Annotated in this window: 10 protein-coding genes and 1 riboswitch; of the genes, 6 read left to right on the top strand and 4 right to left on the bottom strand. The window is 45.8% G+C overall.

Annotated elements, in window-relative coordinates:
• Positions 1 to 26: 26 nt before the first annotated feature.
• The 4 genes from MKY01_RS27260 (at position 27) to MKY01_RS27245 (ending at position 9579) form a co-directional block, all read left to right on the top strand.
• On the top strand, positions 27 to 953 hold the full coding sequence (locus MKY01_RS27260) for an alpha/beta hydrolase (RefSeq protein WP_282320216.1): 927 nt from the start codon (positions 27 to 29) through the stop codon (positions 951 to 953).
• A 227-nt stretch (positions 954 to 1180) separates the two neighbouring features.
• Entirely contained in the window at positions 1181 to 3574 is a 2394-nt protein-coding gene (locus tag MKY01_RS27255; RefSeq protein WP_282320217.1) for an S-layer homology domain-containing protein, read from the top strand.
• Between the two features lie 202 nt (positions 3575 to 3776).
• On the top strand, positions 3777 to 4904 hold the full coding sequence (locus MKY01_RS27250; protein WP_253503292.1) for a transglutaminase domain-containing protein: 1128 nt from the start codon (positions 3777 to 3779) through the stop codon (positions 4902 to 4904).
• Between the two features lie 163 nt (positions 4905 to 5067).
• Positions 5068 to 9579 carry a collagen binding domain-containing protein gene (locus MKY01_RS27245; protein ID WP_339284294.1) on the top strand — a complete coding sequence of 1504 codons (4512 nt, stop codon included), beginning with the start codon at positions 5068 to 5070 and terminating at the stop codon, positions 9577 to 9579.
• 125 nt (positions 9580 to 9704) lie between these two features.
• Here MKY01_RS27245 and MKY01_RS27240 read toward each other — a convergent pair whose 3' ends face one another.
• The 3 genes from MKY01_RS27240 to MKY01_RS27230 all read right to left on the bottom strand — a co-directional run bounded on the left by MKY01_RS27240 (position 9705) and on the right by MKY01_RS27230 (position 13645).
• Positions 9705 to 10346, bottom strand: coding sequence for a class D sortase (locus MKY01_RS27240; RefSeq protein WP_036606954.1), 642 nt, complete (start codon positions 10344 to 10346; stop codon positions 9705 to 9707).
• 195 nt (positions 10347 to 10541) lie between these two features.
• Positions 10542 to 12023: an amino acid permease gene (locus MKY01_RS27235; RefSeq protein WP_127546584.1), complete on the bottom strand. Its 1482-nt coding sequence runs from the start codon at positions 12021 to 12023 to the stop codon at positions 10542 to 10544.
• A gap of 116 nt (positions 12024 to 12139) precedes the next feature.
• A riboswitch (Lysine riboswitch) is annotated at positions 12140 to 12355 on the bottom strand.
• A 147-nt stretch (positions 12356 to 12502) separates the two neighbouring features.
• Positions 12503 to 13645, bottom strand: a complete 1143-nt coding sequence (locus tag MKY01_RS27230; RefSeq protein ID WP_127546582.1) for a virulence factor — start codon at positions 13643 to 13645, stop codon at positions 12503 to 12505.
• 241 nt (positions 13646 to 13886) lie between these two features.
• On the opposite strand from MKY01_RS27230, the gene MKY01_RS27225 reads away from it, so the two are divergent.
• On the top strand, positions 13887 to 14306 hold the full coding sequence (locus MKY01_RS27225) for a hypothetical protein (protein WP_282320221.1): 420 nt from the start codon (positions 13887 to 13889) through the stop codon (positions 14304 to 14306).
• A 48-nt stretch (positions 14307 to 14354) separates the two neighbouring features.
• Here the strand turns inward: MKY01_RS27225 and MKY01_RS27220 are convergent, their stop codons facing one another.
• Positions 14355 to 15053, bottom strand: coding sequence for a response regulator transcription factor (locus MKY01_RS27220; protein WP_017692253.1), 699 nt, complete (start codon positions 15051 to 15053; stop codon positions 14355 to 14357).
• Positions 15054 to 15397: 344 nt separating this feature from the next.
• Between MKY01_RS27220 and MKY01_RS27215 the strand changes: the two genes are divergently transcribed.
• Entirely contained in the window at positions 15398 to 18244 is a 2847-nt protein-coding gene (locus tag MKY01_RS27215) for an ATP-binding protein (RefSeq protein WP_282320222.1), read from the top strand.
• The last annotated feature ends 133 nt before the right edge of the window (positions 18245 to 18377 follow it).

The following is an 18377-nucleotide window of genomic DNA, read 5'->3' as shown; positions in this document are numbered from 1 at the left end:
CGGAATTCGGAGAGGAGAGATGCCCTGTGAAAGCTAAAACAATGATAGGCGGCATGCTCGCCGTGGCCGCAGTAACGGCAGGTGGATTATGGAAGGCAGCGGTAAAGAGCCAAACCCCCAAGAAGATTCCAATCACACTCACACCCCCAATGCCATTTGAGGATGTGACCTTTGACAGTGGGGGAGGTCGGGTGCATGGCTGGTTCATCCCGGCCAGAGCCGACATTCCGAAACCATGGCCGCTCGTTATTATTGCACATGGCTGGGGCTCCAATCGCTCCCGTGTTCTTCGTTACGCACGTCCGATCTGGGAAGCTGGATATGCCTTATTTATGTATGATGTGCGTAGTCATGGGGCTAGTGATCCGGTTCGTGCTGCATCTGCCTACTTGTTCCGGGATGATCTGCTCGCGGCGTTGCAGTATACGACTGCACGACCAGAGATTGATGCGGATGCCATCGGAGTGCTTGGTCATTCTTTGGGGGGATTGGGTACGATTCTTGCAGTGACGGAGGGAATTCCTGTATCAGCAGTGATTACGGACTCGATGCCATCGCAATTTGAAGTAATCGTCAGTGCAGAGCTGAGACGCCGGCGTCTGCCCTTGTTTCCACTGGCCCAGTTAATTCCGAGAATCTGGTTCTGGCGACTGGGTGAATCTCTGAAATCTTATCGTCAGCGTGATCCGGTGATGATGCTGAATGAACGGCGCAGGGGGATGCAACTGCCGATGCTTATGGTGCACTCCAAGGGAGATAATTTCATTCCCCCGAGTGAGCTTGAATATTTTATGTCCAAAGCCGATCCGCCTGTTGAACATCTATGGGTCAACAGCGGAGGACACAGTTGTTCTGAGGAAGATCCCACCTTCTGGGACACCGTTATTCCATTTTTGAAAACCCATGTCCAAGGTCAGGCGAAGTTGAACGATTCGTCTAAAGCGAGTAGTTGACAAGGTAGATTCAGCCTACATAAGAGTGCAGGCTAACAGATAAAACGCCAACGTAATTGGCGTTTTTTTTGCTGTTACTAGCAATATGCAGAAATTCACATTTGTAAAATTGCCCGGAAAACGACGATTAAAAAGGAAGCTTATGGTATCATAGAATAGACTGGCAATATTCATGCGAGGTTATTTGTTATGCTTCTTTGTATGAAATTGAAGGGAGAGGTCCAGATTTGAGTTTGAATTGGAAGTTTAATCTACGTTTGAAAATGTTCGCAACCAAAGCAACAACCGCAGCGATGGCAACACTGCTGCTTGCTTCGCAAACACCAGGTTTTGCAGGCAGTGCATCAGCCGCGCAAGCAGAGCAGTTGACCGCAGCGACAACGGGGGAAAATGAACAACTAGACGCAACGAGCAATGACGTGCCTGAGGGAGCGAAAATCTCATCCAGGCAAGCCAGTGAAAATATACTGAAATTATTTCCATTATTAAAAAAAGCAACGATCTCATCTGCACGATTCGATTCACCTAATTCCTATCCACCGCCAGACTACAAGGCGTGGGAGATCGGGTTCCAGATTACACAAGGTAATCATACGTCGGGATTCAGTGGAACTGTACATGCAGGCACAGGGGAAGTGTTAAGTGTACATTTGCCGTCGGATATCCTGGATAAACATGTCTCGGAATCAGATGTGAAGTTAACCAAAGCTCAAGCTGAAGAAAAGGCCGTGACACTGTTGTACCAAGCGATTCCGGGTCTTAAGGACAATGAATATGCTCCGCTTGGAGATCTGTATTCTTCCATCGAACAAGAGTCATTGTTTGGCAGAACAGAGTATCGATACGGGTACCAGTTAAAACATGATGGATTGTTATCTGACGCAGAGACAGTCTACATTAATGTGGATGAAAGTGGTTTGGTGACAGGTTACTCACGGGGTACTATTGAAGCCAAGTATCCCTCATCGAAACCGGCAGCTTCAGAAGAGAAGGCCAGACAGCAGTTTGAAGAACAGTTCGATGTGGAGCTGGCTTATATCGCCAAAGATCGTCTATCTTCCAAACAGGGTCAGCAGTATTACCTTGCATATACACCAAAAAATATCAGTATCATTCCGATTGAAGCCAATACGTTGGAACGGATTAATACATTAACAGGTAAAGCTGTAGATGAAGATTCTTTGCAGCAGGATACGAAGTTAAAAGGTGATGTAACGCCTTTTGTCCCGGCCAATGGTACGAGGTTAAATGTGCAGCAGGCCGCCAATCGGGTCGCAACAAACTTTGATATTCCCAAGGGATATAAGCTGGAGCATAACCAGTTGGGCAAGGGATATTACTCAAGTCCGAACAATCAGGTGTGGAGTCTGAGCTGGAGCGATCGAAGTGCCAATATGTCCTATATGTTCATGCGGGACATCTCAGCACAGGTAGATGCAGTTACCGGGCAGATCTACAGTTATACGATGATGCAACGAATGGGACCGGAGATGGAACAGGAGAAGCCGGCTGAGGAGAAGGCAGGCAAATTGGTAACCCGGAAGCAGGCTGAGAAACTGGCGATGGACACGGTGATTGCGCTAGTTCCAGACGCAACGGAGCAGTTCCGACTGGCTAACGTGATTGAGGTGGATGATGCTCGCACATTTTTGTTCCAGCGTTATCTGAACGGAATTCCGGTTAAGGAAGATACGGCACAAGTACAGGTGTTGAACAACGGGACGATTAACGAGTTCTATACACGTATTGCGGCAACGACTGAACAACTGCCGGCAGATGTTAAGCCAGCCATCAGTTATGAAGAGGCCAAGGCACTCTATCTGGAGGAATTCAAGCTGATCCTCGCATATTCCCGTTATGGCGGATATGGTATGAACGGTGGTCAAGTCATCCCAGCGGGGGTGAACCTTGCTTATATGCCTACACGTGATGAGAATTCGATCTATGGCAACTATGAAGCGCTGGATGCGAACACAGGGGAGTGGAAGCTTTTATACGGGGACACAAGCTCTGCAACCAAGGCTGAACCTACGGATATCTTGGGTCATGTGGCCGAAGCAGCTCTACGCAATATGACACAGCATGGCGTATTGCTTGCTGATGAACAGGGACGCGTATTCCCGGATCGTGTGATCACCCGAGGAGATTGGTTTAACTATCTGGCAAGAGCGATTAATCCAAATATGGATCTGTACTACAGTGGGGACGGAGATGACAAGTTATACGCTGATGTGACACCTGACAGCCCGTATTATAAGGCAGTTCGGGCATTAATTGATCAGCGCTGGCTTGCCGGAGCGGACCCTGAACAGAATTTGAATCCGCAGGAAGAGATGACACGTGAAGAATTGGCAGTGCTACTTGTACGTATTTTACGCTATGAGAAGCTGGCCGGATTCTATACGTTGCCATCGGATCTTCCCAACATTGCGGATGCCAGTGCCATTACGAGTAAGGGAGCGGTCTCCCTGAGTCTGAAGCTGGGATTGCTTCCTTCGATTGAAGGACGATTCATGCCTGCACGTAAAGTGACGGTAGCTGAAGCGTCACAGGTATTGGAACGGCTGGCGAAGCTTCAAGGTAAAACAGATACGTTTATGAGTGGTAATCGCCTGTATTAGACGAGGAATCACTCATATCGTGACCAAACGAAACATAGGATGAAGATAACGGGTAATCGTGATTCAATGAACTAAAGATCAAAGGGACCTTCCATAGAAGGTCTCTTTTGATTTAATTTTTACAAAACTAGAAGAATGACGACAGAGCCTTTTGTGATACAATAGGGCGTGAGAACTTTGCAAAGAAGGGTGGGTTCCTTTCATGGGTAAGAACGGGAAACGAATTATCACCATACTGCTGGCAGGCTGTCTGATTGCTGTAGCGTTACCACGTACGGTTGATCTGGATCAACTGTATGCTGCATCAGGAACATCAGATATATCCACGGCAACAGATTTGCGCCAGACCTTGCTTACCGCAATGTCACAGCGAACGGAGGAACTTGTTTTTACATACAAAGGCAATGTGAAAGGCCTCAAAAAACAATTACAAACCTCCATCGATGAGGCAATGAAGAGTGACCCCTATATCCAATACACCGTTAAAAGTTATGCATTTAATTATAAAGGCTCCAATGTGTCGGCCGAGGTGCATGTGACTCTCTCCTATCGGGAGACCAAGGAGCAGACCGATTATGTGAATCGTAAAGTCACAAACGTGTTGAAAGAAATCATCAAACCAAGCATGACGGATCATGAGAAGGTCAAGGTCATCCACGACTGGATTGTGCTTAACCTTTCCTACGATACCTCTCTGAAGAAATATACGGCCTACGACGGGCTTGTTACAGGCAGTACCGTCTGTCAGGGATATTCACTGTTGGCATATCGGATGCTGGAGCGAGTAGGTATCGATAACCGGATTGTGGAAGGTACAGCGGGCGGGCAGCTTCATGCCTGGAATATCGTGAACCTGGACGGCAAGTGGTATCACATGGACACCACCTGGGATGATCCTACCCCTGACCGCAAAGGTAAGGTTAGCCACAGCTACTATTTGCTGAGTGATGATGAGATGGCACGTGACCATATCTGGACAGGCAAAAGCAAGTACCCCGCTGCGCCTGCCCCATATCGAGAAGCTTTATTAAAGCTGGTGAAGGCCGGAGATAGCAAAAAAGCCGCTTATCAGAAGCTGTACCACGCTCTGGACTATTCCCTGTATGATGAACAGGATGCGGTTAAAGGCCATGCTGCGCTGAAGACCAAAGTTCAGAGTAAGCTGAAGGAAGGCGGAACCTCGCTGACATTCAGGTACAAGGGTACGGAGGCTGGACTGATTGAAGATTTGCAGGATTTGTACCAACTTGGCATGAAATCGATATCTTATTATGTGTCCAAAATGGAAGGTACTACGGATCTGCGCGTCAAAATTAACTGGACACTATAACAACCGTTTGAACAGGATGCTCCGCTTGAGGAGTATCCTTTTTTGTGTTCAATTTTGTGTTCAAAAACGAGGATTTTAGTGTTGTCTATTTTTTGTATATGTCGCTTTGCTATTCTAATCTTCGGCGTATGCCAACACTACGTACGAGGAGGATATGCAAACAATGAGGAAAAAAGTGAGCATAGTGATCATTGCTCTGTTACTGGTCACGCAAATGATGCAGGGTTGGATATTTACACCAACAATGCATGCTCAGGATGAATTAACTAATTTGCCAGCCAGTGCAATCAGCGATACAGCATCAGAAGAAGGTTTGGCAGGTTCGGAAGAGGTCAACAACGTTGACGTTGCTGCCACTCCGGAAGAAGAGGGGGAGGGAAACCTCAACCAGAGCAGTTTAGCAATCGCAGCTGCAGGCCCGGTAATTACAGATCAATTGATTACCAGTGTGCAGATGTACAATCAGGCACCAGATGACAACGGGAATGGCACGATTGAAGTCAAAGGAGATAAAATCGAGGATATTCGACCACGAATCCAGGATGAGGTGGCTGTAGTCTTTACATGGGGACTTGCAGATGACAACCACAACTACAGTGATGGCTCTACGTTCACCTTTAACTTGCCCGATAAATTCATCATCGGATCGCAGCTTAAGGGTAATCTGGATGGCGGTGTTGGGGAGTATGTGGTGAATCCAGATGACACAATCATCTTTACCTTTAATGAACTGATCGAGCATGCGAAGCTGGAAGGCAACTTCTACGTGTGGATTAAGTTCGATGAAAGCAAGATGGAAGATGGCTTGAAACAACAGATAGACTTTAGTTCCGTGGGGCAGGGCATCATTGATGTACATTTTGCCAACACAGCCGTAGATAAGTTGAAGAAATCGGGAAGCGCAAACAAAGAGAACTTCAACTCGGATGAAATTAAATGGACTGTAGATTTTAACCAAGGCGAGAAGGCTATGAAAAATGCTGTTCTTGCAGACACGTTCCCAGCAGAGCTTGAGCTCAAGGGCAATATCGAAATTCGCGAATTGGAAGTGCAATTGAATGGATCTGTTAAAGAAGGCCCAGTAGTTCAAACGGAACCACAGTTTCCAATTCAATTGGGAGATACAGATAAGGCCTATCGTGTAACCTATACAACAAGTGTTAAAGCACCAACCACTGCTCCGTTCACCAACGTGGAGTATCAAAACCAGGTTGCGCTTACAACGGATCAGAGCGAGCACAACGAAACAGATATTGGCCGAGTTCGTATGAGTTTTAATGAGCCTTTGAACAAATCAGGGCAAGATAGTGCGTATGATCCGGTGACACAGACGATCACATGGAAAGTACAATATAACTACAATCAGCAAGAAATTATGCAAACGAATGCATGGATTGAAGACCGCTTTGATACGGCAAAACAGCAACTGATCAACAATTCCGTCAAAGTGTATCAAGTGGACATTAATGCAAGTGGAGCGGCTTCCAACAGAACACTGATCAATCCGAATGAATACACACTCGAAGCGATGGGTACAGGGTTCGATGATGGATTAAAATTACATTTTAAGAATGATATTACAAAGGCCTATGAGATCGAATATGATACTCAATCCATTCATCGTGTTTATACAAACGACACCATTACGAACACAGTGAACATGTATGATGGTACTTCCAAAACAGGCCGAAGAGACATTCAGGAAGTCATTTTTGCAAAGAGTGTAAAAAGTGAAAACTTCAACACAAAAGAAATCGAATGGCAGATTGTTTTGAACCGTGATTTGCAGGACATGACGGATATCGTCATCACCGACAATTACGAAGGCAGACATATGAAACTGATTCCGGGTAGTCTTCAAGTGAGTGGTGTTAACAATGAGGACTTTGAACTGACTCCAGACCCGGCTGATCCAACGTATGAAAAAGGATTCTCACTTCGCTTGAAGGACGGCGTAACGCTCAGTACGGAGCATGTTATTACTTATAAGACAAGCTTTGATCCCACAGCGGGTATGCCAACGAATGATGAATATCGCAACTCAGCCAAGATCGATTGGGAAGAGTCTGATGTAAAACAGACTGCGATTACCAAAACTGCTGCGGTCGAACCGCAAGACTACACGATTCAAAATGGTAACAAAAAGGGTGAATATAGCGCCAAAGATAAAAAGATCACCTGGACAATCGATGTAAACTACAATTTGTTTGATATTCAGGACGCAATCCTTAAGGATGCTTACACTGGAGACCAATCTTTCGTAGACGGCTCATTGAAAGTTCATGAGTTAGAGTTGCAGGGAGCCAATAATGTTACTGCTGTGGGTAGCGAGGTTCTGCTCACACCTGGTCAATTCCAGTTGAACCCGGACGGTAAAGGTTTTGCGTTGGATCTGGGTAACATGGGCAAAATGGCTTATCGCATTCAGTACCAAACAAGTCTGGATGGACCATATTCTGTCGCAGGCGCATATGCCAACCAGGCTGTTCTGACGGATGGTGAGGGTGGTGCAATACGATTTAATAGATCAGCCAGTGTTACACCTGCCAACGGTGGTGTATACGTGCGCAAAACAGGGAAGCAAGAAGGTACAACGGATAAAGCATCATGGACGGTAAATATCAATCCAAGTCAATCTTTCATTCCTGCGGGTAACCAATTAACAGATACCTTGTCAGAGAACCAGATTTTATTGGCTGATTCATTGAAATTATATGCAACCAATTTACCTGCCAACAATTCAGGCAATGTATCCACCAAAGCTGGACTTGTTGATCCGGCTGATTATGAATTGGACGTGGAGGGCAATACATTTACCTTCACCTTCAAGAAAGATATCCATACTGCATTCATTTTGGAATATCAGTCTTATATTAATGCCGATCATGGCGCCCGAATTGAGAATAAGGTTGAATTTGCAGGCCAATCTTCCTCGGTAATCGGAGAAGGTAATCAGTCGGGAATCAAAGTTTCCTTGGCTGGAGCTGGTGGAGGAGCCTCTACAGGTCTGGGCAAAATCAGAATTCACAAAGTCAGTGATACAGGAGTTCCGCTGGAGGGTGCAATATTTGCAATCTATAATGCGTCTGGAACTACGCTTCTGGAAACATTGAAACCAACGGACGAGAATGGTGTGGTTGAAAGCTCCAGAAACTATCGATTAAACAATCTAACCAACGGTGTACCTTATAAGTTAAAAGAATTATCTGCACCGGCAGGATATTTGGTTGATCCTGAATATGGCTCTGCCTCAGGTCAAACGATTGAATTTAAGGATGCGGATATTGCTTTTGAAATTGAAAATAAAAAGATTCGCCAAGGGTTTGAATTAACCAAGGTAGATGCGGTGGACTCCTCCAAGACACTTAAGGGTGCAACTTTCGAATTGTACTCCAAGGACGGCGCAACGCGAGAGAAAATCGATGAGTTAACGACAGGGGAAGATGGGAAGATCGCCAAAGGTGGACTGTCGCCAGGGGATTATGAGCTGGTAGAAGTCGTGGCACCTGAGTTTTATCAATTGGATGCTACACCAATTCCGTTTACCATTGTAGAGAATCAGACGGAGAGTATTACCTTGACGAAGTCTAATGCAATGGGTGCAGGTGGTAAACTTGTCGTTACCAAAGTAAATGCCAAGGATAAGTCTGTATTAAGCGGAATCGAATTCGAATTGCGTGATCGTTCCAACATTGTCATCGATACAAAAGTAACCGACCTAAATGGGGTCATTGAATTCGATGGTTTGGATTATGGTTCATATACATTGGTAGAGACCAAGGCAGAAGGCTTTGTTATTGAACAGCCGGAGACCCTTGTATCTATTATCAAACCAGAAACTCAAATAACCATTGAAAATAAAAAAAATGATCGTTCTGTTAAATTGATTAAAACCAATGCGGGCCGAACTCAGCACCTTCAAGGAGCTGTATTTGAATTACGAGCTCAAACTGCATTGATGGATGCAAATGGGAATTGGGAATTCCACAAGGTAACAGGTCTAGATGAAGCTTCACTGACAACCAATCAACAAGGTGAAATTGTACTTGAAGGCTTGGATATCAATAAATATCAGTTGGTTGAAATAAAAGCGCCTAACGGGTACATGTTGGAAACAACACCAGTACCATTCGAAATTACGAACATACAAACCGAAGCTGTAGTTGTGGAAAAAACGAATCAGGCTATCCCGGTATCGGGTGGTGGGTCTAGTGGACCTTATAATCCGGGAACACCTACTACGGGTGTAACACCAGATCCAGAGAAACCAGTAACTCCGGAACCAGGAAAACCAAATCCGTCGGTTCCAGGCACGGTTGTAACTGAACCTACAGAGTCTGGGGGAGGAAGCGAAAGTCCGACAGATGAAGATTCCGGGGTAGTGACACCGACACCAGGCGATTCCAACGGTGACGATACTGCACCTCCAGTTGGGGATACAGATGCACCTGATGGGGATGGTGCACTTGCACCTCCTGCTGGAACGGATACAGATGGATCACAGGGCAATGGAAATTCCGCATCACAGCCAAACGGAAATTCTGGATCTCAGGGAATGCTGCCACAAACAGGTGAAGAGAGCACAATGGCTTACACTGCTGTGGGCATGATGCTGATGGCGCTAGGTAGCGCGGGATTCATGTACTTCCGCCGCAGACAACAGCTTCATCGCTAGATCGAAACACGCAGTATCTAAAATTCATCGTGTGAGATAGAAATACCCTCTAGCAATCACTACGAAGACTTAGCGTCGACGTGTGAATATGCTAGAGGGTATTTTTTGGTGATATTTAGGGAGGATCAGGTCCCCGTAACATTTGGTTTCACTGCAATAGCTCTTACAATTAGGCGATGTGTTGGATTGACGAGTGGATCACAGGTAATCAAGGTAAGGACCTGTCCAAGCCCAGGATCCTCCAGCACAGATAAGTCAGTTGGCTCCACAACGGATATCTGATCTACCTTATATTGGATAATCGTTCGATCTGCCAGGGTGACTTCCATTGAATCACCAATCTGGAGTTCTCCCAGACGATTGAACAGTCGTCCTTTTTTGTGGGCGCGATGAGCGGCTATCGCAGCATTACCTTTGTTCCCGATACTGGTGGTTTCAACAAGATGGGTTGCAGCTACCTTCATGTTGGCTTCCGTTGCACCCTCCAGAATCGGTAAGCGGACATCAATCTTGTCAATCGATAACACCCCCAACGTATCCGATGAGACCTCTTGCACTGTACCTGTATTGTCAGTAGTCGGCTCGGCAGAAACTGCATCCTGTATGCCTTGTTCGAAGGAGTGATTAAGCTTAGACAAGCCGTTTTGCAATTGCTCCAGATCGTTCATGACACGGGTTTGCTGCCAGTCATAATACGTTTCCCGCAGGAAAGGAAAGCTGATGATCAGGATGCCCAATAGAACGAGCAGAATAGAGAATTTTTTCATTATACACCAACTCCCGTTGTCCAAGAAAAATAGTATACCTTTCTCTATTTTACTTACCGACCTATACAAAATATGGACAGGGACGAAAGGATGTACAGAAATGTTCGAAGGGGGAGGCCGATCCAAAACAAAACCTCCCCGTTTCGCTACAGTAGGAAAACTGCAACGCCACGGGGAGGTTTTATTAAATAGCCACTATTTATCAGCTGGTGAATCCGTAGGTGTGAAGTCACATTCCTGCAACGGCACCACTTTGGTCTTTTTGATCCATTTGTAACCGAGCCACAACACCAGGAACAGGGGTACGCTCAAGTAGGCAACGATGGCTCCACTCCAGTCGATCTGATCACCCGTGAATGCCTGGTAGTTCTGTCCAATGATCACAACGATACACAGGACAAAAGCGAAGATGGGCCCAAACGGGAACCAGCGTGCACGGTAAGGCAGATCGCTCAGATCCCTGCCTTGTGCAACGTATGCACGACGGAAGCGATAATGACTGATAGCGATACCCAGCCAAGTGATAAATCCGCACATCCCGGATGCATTCAGCAACCAGGTGTACACAATCCCATCACCGAACAGCGAGGCAAGGAATGCCAACATACCAACGGCTGTTGTAAGCAAAAGTGCATTCATTGGAATACCCTTTTTGTTCAACTTGCCCAAGAAACGAGGGGCTTTACCGTCACGGGCAAGAGCATAGAGAACCCGGCTTGAAGCATACATGCCTGAGTTACCGGCAGAGAGTACAGAAGTCAGAATAACGGCATTCATGACGGAAGCCGCAATGGCGAGGCCAGCTTTCTCAAACACCAGTGTGAACGGGCTGACACCGATATTTTCCAGGTCACCTTTGAGCAGATTCGGATGAGTATACGGGATGATCAGACTGATCACGGTAATCGCCAAAATGTAAAAAATCAGAATGCGCCAAAATACCTGACGAATTGCACGAGGGACATTCTCGCGAGGGTTTTCACTTTCACCGGCAGCTACTCCGATAAGCTCGGTACCTTGAAATGAGAATCCAGCAGCCATGAACACACCAAGTACAGCGAAGAATCCGCCATGGATGGGCGCATCACCGATGGTGAAGTTGCTGAAACCAACGGCTTCTCCGCCCATAATACCAAAGATCATGAGCACACCAACGGCCAGGAAGATGATAACAGTAGCGACTTTGATAATGGCGAACCAGTACTCGGACTCTCCATAACCTTTAACGGACAACACGTTCAAGGAAAAGATCAGCACGAGGAACAATAAGCTCCATAACATGGATGAACTGTCGGGGAACCAGTATTTAATGAGTACAGTAGCGGCAGCAAGCTCTGCTGCAATGGTTACCGCCCAGTTGTACCAAAAGTTCCAGCCCATGGCGAACCCGAGAGCAGGATCGACAAAACGTGCGGCATACGTATTAAATGAACCGGAGTCCGGCATAAAGGTAGCAAGCTCACCAAGGCTGGTCATTAGGAAATAAACCATGATGCCAACGGCCACATAGGCAATTAATGCTCCACCAGGGCCTGCGGTTGAGATGGCGGTACCACTTGCGAGAAACAGCCCGGTACCAATTGAGCCACCGAGGGCGATCATCGTCATATGGCGTGCGCGTAATCCTTTTTTCAGGGAAGGTCCAGTTGTTGTTGTTGGGTTACTGCGGTCTTGCATGGAAACACTCCTTCATTCGGTATACTGATGTTTGCGATACTTGAATTCATAAACAAAAGACCACAGGCATCAGCCTGCGGTCTTTAATATTTCAATGTCCGCACCATGTCCCAGATGATTAAGATAGCTCAACACAGAAGAATTCATACCTTTATATAAAGGAAATGTACTTCCGTGACAGTTCTGCGCCTTTCGACAGCAGCCCCAGCTCACTGGACCGTATAAGGAACGTCCAGCGAGCTTCGGCGGGTACACCTTTCGGCTGATCTCATAAGCGGCTCCTTAGCGCCTCCATCAGCGTACTGATCGCACCCGCGACCTCTACCTCACCATCAATGGATGAGGTGTATCTATTGTCTATGAAATTATGAACAACACAACTTAACACCGTGTGTCCTGTTTAGTAAACAGACAATCAGTATAACGCGCATGGTTTTCCAGTGCAATAACAATTGTTGGATGTGAGGTCTGAGAGACGACTATTCCTCTTTTTTATTACGGCCAGCCATCTGCTGCCATACCGTTCCAGCAGCCTGTTCGCCCGATTCGATCCGCTCCAGAGCCATCTTGGCCTGCAGGCTGACTTCAAATTCAGGATCATCGGCTGCAACGCGCAACGCTTGCTCTGCTTCTTCAGTTCCGACCTCATAGAGAAAACGTGCTGCACGCCAGCGTACAAGTTTACTTTTATCGGATAACGTAGCTGTCATGGCTGGAGTGGCGGCAGGATCACCGATATCCGACAAGGTATCCCCGGCAGTCCGGCGTACCGCAGGAGAACTGTCCTGAAGTGCTTCATACAGCAGTTCCATCGCTTCAGGTGTACGAATGTCACCCAGGTATACGACAGCCAAGCGACGTATCTGCATTTTGTTGTCATGCAAGGCATGGGCTACGAGAGGCAGTCTTTCTGCCGTAGGCTCCATGCTGTCAAATGCCGCATAGCGAACATTCCAGTCTTCGTTTCGCAGAGCCTCTTCAAGTTCGGCTCCATCCAATTCACGGCGGCGCTCGACGAACTCTTCGGATTTGGTACCATGTTCAATGGCCTGTTTAATGACTTGCTCCAGCCGTTCCGGCGGGTAAGCGGCTTCCAATTCCTGCTCGACTTCACGTGCAATATCAGGCAATTCACCATATCGAACCCCGTAATCACTCAGTTTACGTTCCTTGATCATCGTTGCACTGGCGACTTCTGTTACGGCTTTGACAAAGCGGTCTGACAACGAAATTCGTTCTTCCTTGACCCCGGCCTTGACCCTAATTTGCATCGGTACACCTCGGAAGAATTGTACAAATACCTGTGCTTCTCCGAAGTGCTCGCCTGAACCATCTTCGGATTCAATCCAGTCCAGATCGATGCCGTGCTGTCCAAGGCGATTTTGGACTTCGCCCAAGATAACGGACCAGTCGGCATTCCCTTTACGATCAAGTGCGACAAAGTCTGTTGTGTGGAACACACTCTTTACACCGGGAATATGAAGCATCTGGCGAATGAACGCCGGAGCAGATCGTTCGTTGTCCAGTGTATATGTTTTGCGAATTCCGTCCTCCAGACGTTCATCGAGATGTAACATCATCGTATTTGGACTCGGTGTTGGTTCAATGGAAACAATATTCATCAATGTAACCTCCTATAGTACCAGATTCATCTTTAACTTCCCGTAAATTAAATCACACGGGTATTTCTCTATTTTACATCAATGTGTGGAATCTGCGAAATCATCCAGAAGTGAAGTGGACGTGTCTAACACTTAATGTGAAGAAGTACGAAATTTGTTAACACTTCTTTCATGTTCACGCACAAACATTTTTAAACGAAAATTGGCACAATAAAGATAAGAATCAACTGGAGGTATACCTATGGAACCCATTACCGTGCTCTCGGATGGAAAACGTCGTATTGCATATGAGAATATTATTCAATTGTTCAGGAACTGGATTGAGGACTCAACATCTGGTTCTGCGATAGAAACACATCGGGGAAGTTGGGAAAATGCCCGTTATTGTATTGTTGATTATCAGATTGCCGAAGAAGCGGTGTCAGCAGCAAATGCCATTCGGGCTTTTATGCCACAACTTCCGTTACTGGTCATTACGGATTTCCAATCCCTTATTCGGAAGCGTCACCTGCAAGAAATTACAGGTACAGGTGAGATGAAGATGATTCTCTGGAACGAGCAAGACCCGAATCAACTAATCAAGGATATGGAAAATTGGTTGCATTCGTCGTCTGTCCATAAATCAGAAATAGCCATACCACCCATCTTATCCATGAGATAAAAGAGGGATATGGCCAAAGGTGTTTAACTTTCAAGCGTTACGATCGTATTAGATCACATATTTATAGCCTGTTCCCCAAACCGTTTTAATATAACGTGGGTTCTTGGGGTCAGGCTCAATTTTTTTACGTAGACTTGAGATATGAACATCAATGGTACGATCCAGATAGGCGCGTTCGGAGCCTTTGATCCGATCCATCAGTTCATTGCGGGTGAACACTTTACCCGGATTGCGGTACAATTCCTTCATAATCTCAAACTCAATATGAGTGACCTCGATTTCAACGCCATCCACAAACAGGGTTCTTCTGTACTCATTCACATTCACATGTCCAGTAACCTCTGCCTGCTTGTCTTCTTTTACCGGTTTATCCTGATAGGAAATGATTGATCTTCGCAGCAGTGCTTTAATCCGGGCATCCAACTCTTTCAAACTAAATGGTTTGCACAGAAAGTCATCCGCACCATTATGCAATGCGCGAAGTCGATCATTCAGCATGGTGCTTGCTGAGATCATCAGAATGGGCACAGTGGAGTGCTGGCGAAAGGCTTCTACTAGATCATTTCCATCCATTTCAGGAAGCATGAGATCCGTTACAACAATATCCGGCTGGAATTGTGGAAACAATTGAAGTGCCTCGCGGGCATGATGAACCCGTTCAGTGATGTATCCTTCCTCCTCAAGAAAGAAAGCAATCATGTCGGCTAGATTTTTCTCATCTTCTATAAGAAGTACTTTGATAGTCATAGGGTCACACTCCTGGTGAAAATAATATGTTAAGAAAATGCTAAAAAAACAAGGTGAATTGCGAATAAATGCCGCAAATTTTTTAATGTTTCTATCCCAAAATATAGGATGTATATGTAGAGAAAGAATACGCTTTTTGAATGAACTTCAATATTCTAGCATGAATGCAGTTTGGTTGCCGATCAATCAGAATTTCCCAAAGCTACACCAAGTATTAATTACAGTATAATGGATCAGAACAAGTTAAGGGGAAAAAAGTAATATTGTATCCGCTTAAGTTTATAGGGGGAACCAACGTTGTTGTTGAAAACAGAAGAAAAAATGATCCATGAGGGCAATTGCCTATGGATCGTATAAAGGCAAGACAAATGCTGGATTGGGTCGTGTTGAAACTGAGAATACCCTGGATTGGGACCAGCATTCTGATCATTCTGGGCTCACTAAGCACTATTTTTCCGTTTACTTTATTCTATGGTGTACAGTTTATGATTGGTAGCGCCGCAGCACTCATTGCTCTTCGTTTGCATGGGGCCATCTATGGATTTGTCACCCTTACAGTTATCCATCTCCTGAATACCGTCTTTGTCGGCTTTGTGCCGCACAATTTAACTGTCATGCTTGCCCACTTCATGGAATTAATCTGGATGCTCGTTTGGCAGATCCGCTGGAAGAATGGCAGCTTAATCAAGGCTAATGCTGTCTTTTGGGTAGTCATGTTACTTCCTGTTATCTATGCCGGGCATTTTATGTTGGGTTTAAATATAGACGATTTGAAGTATGAGTATATGTATATTGCTGTGATTGGTATGGTGAATGCGCTGATTGCGGGAATTGTAGTTGATTTTTGGATCACCACGGGTGAACACAAGTCAAAACGCATGGGAACCATTCCATTAACAAGAATTGCGTTTAAATACGTAGTCGCCTTTGTGGTATTTGTTTCTCTCGTACTGTTATCCGCAGATAGCCGCAGACAATTGGGTCAAATGAATGATGCCATATTACGTGATATGAAATATGCAGCAACTGCGGTTGTTCAGGATATTGATGAAGAGTATGTTACCTCCGAGAATATGGATCAGAATATGGCGCGTTATCATCATCTACTGGGTGTGAATGTGATTCTGCTGGATCGCAATGATACAGTCGTCGCTTCTGGTTTGAATACACTACAGGTGGGCGAGTATCTGGACATGGACAGATTCCGTCTTCTGAAGTCGAGGGATAACCTCATTCTGTTAAGTTCCGCAAATATCCATTACAGCGATGTATTGAATCACTGGAAACAAGCCTCTTTTATCTATGAAGCAGAAATGACAAGGTTAACACCTTATCGGGTATTCATTGTGGCCGACTCGTCCGAGTATTACCCCCGCATCGAATCCATTTATCTGACCACGCTGCAATCCCTGTTCATCATCATCGTGGCTTCCATGATCGTAGCGGCTCCTCTCAGCAGTAAGGTTGTTAGCCCGCTGTTAAGACTGACCCGAATGACAGGCTCTCTTCCGAGACTGCTGTTTCGAAATGGGAAGATGGAGTGGCCAACCAGCCATGTAACCGAAGTACAGATCCTGATTGGTAATTTGCGCAAAATGGCCGATGTGCTGCTGGAACAATTCGAACAGATTCGTCACGACAAGTTAACGCTGGAGGACAGGGTTATTGAGCGTACCAAGGAACTCAAGAATAGTGAAGAGGTCAAACGTGCCATTATTGAATCCTCTATTGATGCGATTATCGCTGTGGACTCCAATGGGCTGATCGTTGAGTTTAATCCAGAGGCTGAAAGAATGTTTGGATTGCGTCGGGAAGAAGTGCTCCTGCACAAGGAAGCACCATCTCTTTTTCAAGGGGCCAGCTGCAAGGAGATCAAGAATTTGCTGGAGCGATTTGAATATGTCGAAGGTAAAAGATACACCATCGTTGAAGAAATTTCAGGTATCCGGCGGGATGGTTCCGTATTTCCGATTGAGTACAAAATTGTTGAGATCCAGTTGGGCAAAAATGAGACATTATATAACCTGTTTATTAAGGATATTACGGAGCGGACCAGAGCAGAAGAAGATCGTGTACGTCATGCCCTTGCGCTGGAGAAGCTGAACTCGGAGTTGTTCAATGAGAAGATTGCGATCCAGGAACAGCGAGATATCAGTGAGCAATTTATTGAATCCGTACGAGAAGGGCTCGTGATGTCTGATCGATCAGGGACCATAACCATCGTCAACCGAAGGATAGAAGAGATGTTTGGTTTGGGTGATTTTATGGGAAGATCCATTGAGGATTTGGCGCAGGCGATTGATACGATGGTATTAACGGACAACTTCAATCTGATGGAACAGACGAGAGCATTCCTGAATGGAGAAACGGCGTTTATCGAGACCGAATTTATATTCAATAATGTGGATAAAAGTGTATTTTCCTTGTACATGAAGCAGATGGATGTCCCGGGTAAAAACCATGGGTTTCTGCTGGTGTTCCGTGACCGGACAGGAGAAGAACGGCTGGATCGGATGAAAAATGAGCTCATCAGTGTGGTATCTCATGAGCTTCGAACGCCTGTAGCCACCATTATGGGATATGTGGAACTTATGATGATGTATGACCTTCCTGCAGCTCAACAGCGTGAATTCATGCAGACCATCTCTTCGGAGGGCAAGCGGCTGAGCAGTTTGCTCGATGATGTACTGGATATTCAGCGCCTCGACAACGAAGGTATGACTTACCACATGACGTATGTACCGCTGGTGGAGTTGGTAGAAGGGGTTGCTGAACAGTGGAATATGAAGTCTGCCCAACGTATCTACGTGCATACGTTTAATGGAGACTTCTTTGCTTATGCGGACCAGAACAGGATGGTTCAGGTTCTGCATAATCTGGTGGGCAATGCAGTTAAGTATTCTCCGGGAGCCGATCGTATTGATATTACGTTATGGGAAGAAGAGGAATGGTTATGTCTTGATGTGCGTGATTACGGAATAGGTATTGCGGAGCAAGAGAAGGACATGCTGTTTAACAAATTCTATCGGGTCGATAATTCGGATCACCGGCAGATTGGTGGAACAGGAATTGGGTTGTACATTTCCCGTAAAATTGTAGAGGATCACAAGGGTACGCTGACCTTTATATCTGCACCGGACAAAGGAAGTACGTTCAAGGTACGACTGCCCAAGCAGGACGTATTGGTCTGAATTTAATGAAGAATGAAGAAATGTATTCCACTTTTTTTATGAATAATGTTTATGTACGAGACCTACGGATAGAGCCTTTGCCCTTCAGCGCGTGAGCGTGATAAGGGGAAAGGCTTTTTTGTTTTTCAATTTC

It is taken from the genome of Paenibacillus sp. FSL R5-0486, from assembly GCF_037975155.1.
GTDB lineage: Bacteria > Bacillota > Bacilli > Paenibacillales > Paenibacillaceae > Paenibacillus > Paenibacillus amylolyticus.
The sequence above is the reverse complement of the archived record's forward strand: the minus strand, read 5'-3'. Positions and strand labels throughout refer to the sequence as shown.

Excerpts from the sequence above, each read along its gene's own strand:
- MKY01_RS27230 (WP_127546582.1), bottom strand. The coding sequence starts at position 13,645 with ATGAATATTGTTTCCATTGAACCAACACCGAGTCCAAATACGATGATG.
- MKY01_RS27215 (WP_282320222.1), top strand. The coding sequence starts at position 15,398 with ATGGATCGTATAAAGGCAAGACAAATGCTGGATTGGGTCGTGTTGAAA.
- MKY01_RS27240 (WP_036606954.1), bottom strand. The coding sequence starts at position 10,346 with ATGAAAAAATTCTCTATTCTGCTCGTTCTATTGGGCATCCTGATCATC.
- MKY01_RS27225 (WP_282320221.1), top strand. The coding sequence starts at position 13,887 with ATGGAACCCATTACCGTGCTCTCGGATGGAAAACGTCGTATTGCATAT.
- MKY01_RS27235 (WP_127546584.1), bottom strand. The coding sequence starts at position 12,023 with ATGCAAGACCGCAGTAACCCAACAACAACAACTGGACCTTCCCTGAAA.
- MKY01_RS27220 (WP_017692253.1), bottom strand. The coding sequence starts at position 15,053 with ATGACTATCAAAGTACTTCTTATAGAAGATGAGAAAAATCTAGCCGAC.
- MKY01_RS27245 (WP_339284294.1), top strand. The coding sequence starts at position 5,068 with ATGAGGAAAAAAGTGAGCATAGTGATCATTGCTCTGTTACTGGTCACG.
- MKY01_RS27250 (WP_253503292.1), top strand. The coding sequence starts at position 3,777 with ATGGGTAAGAACGGGAAACGAATTATCACCATACTGCTGGCAGGCTGT.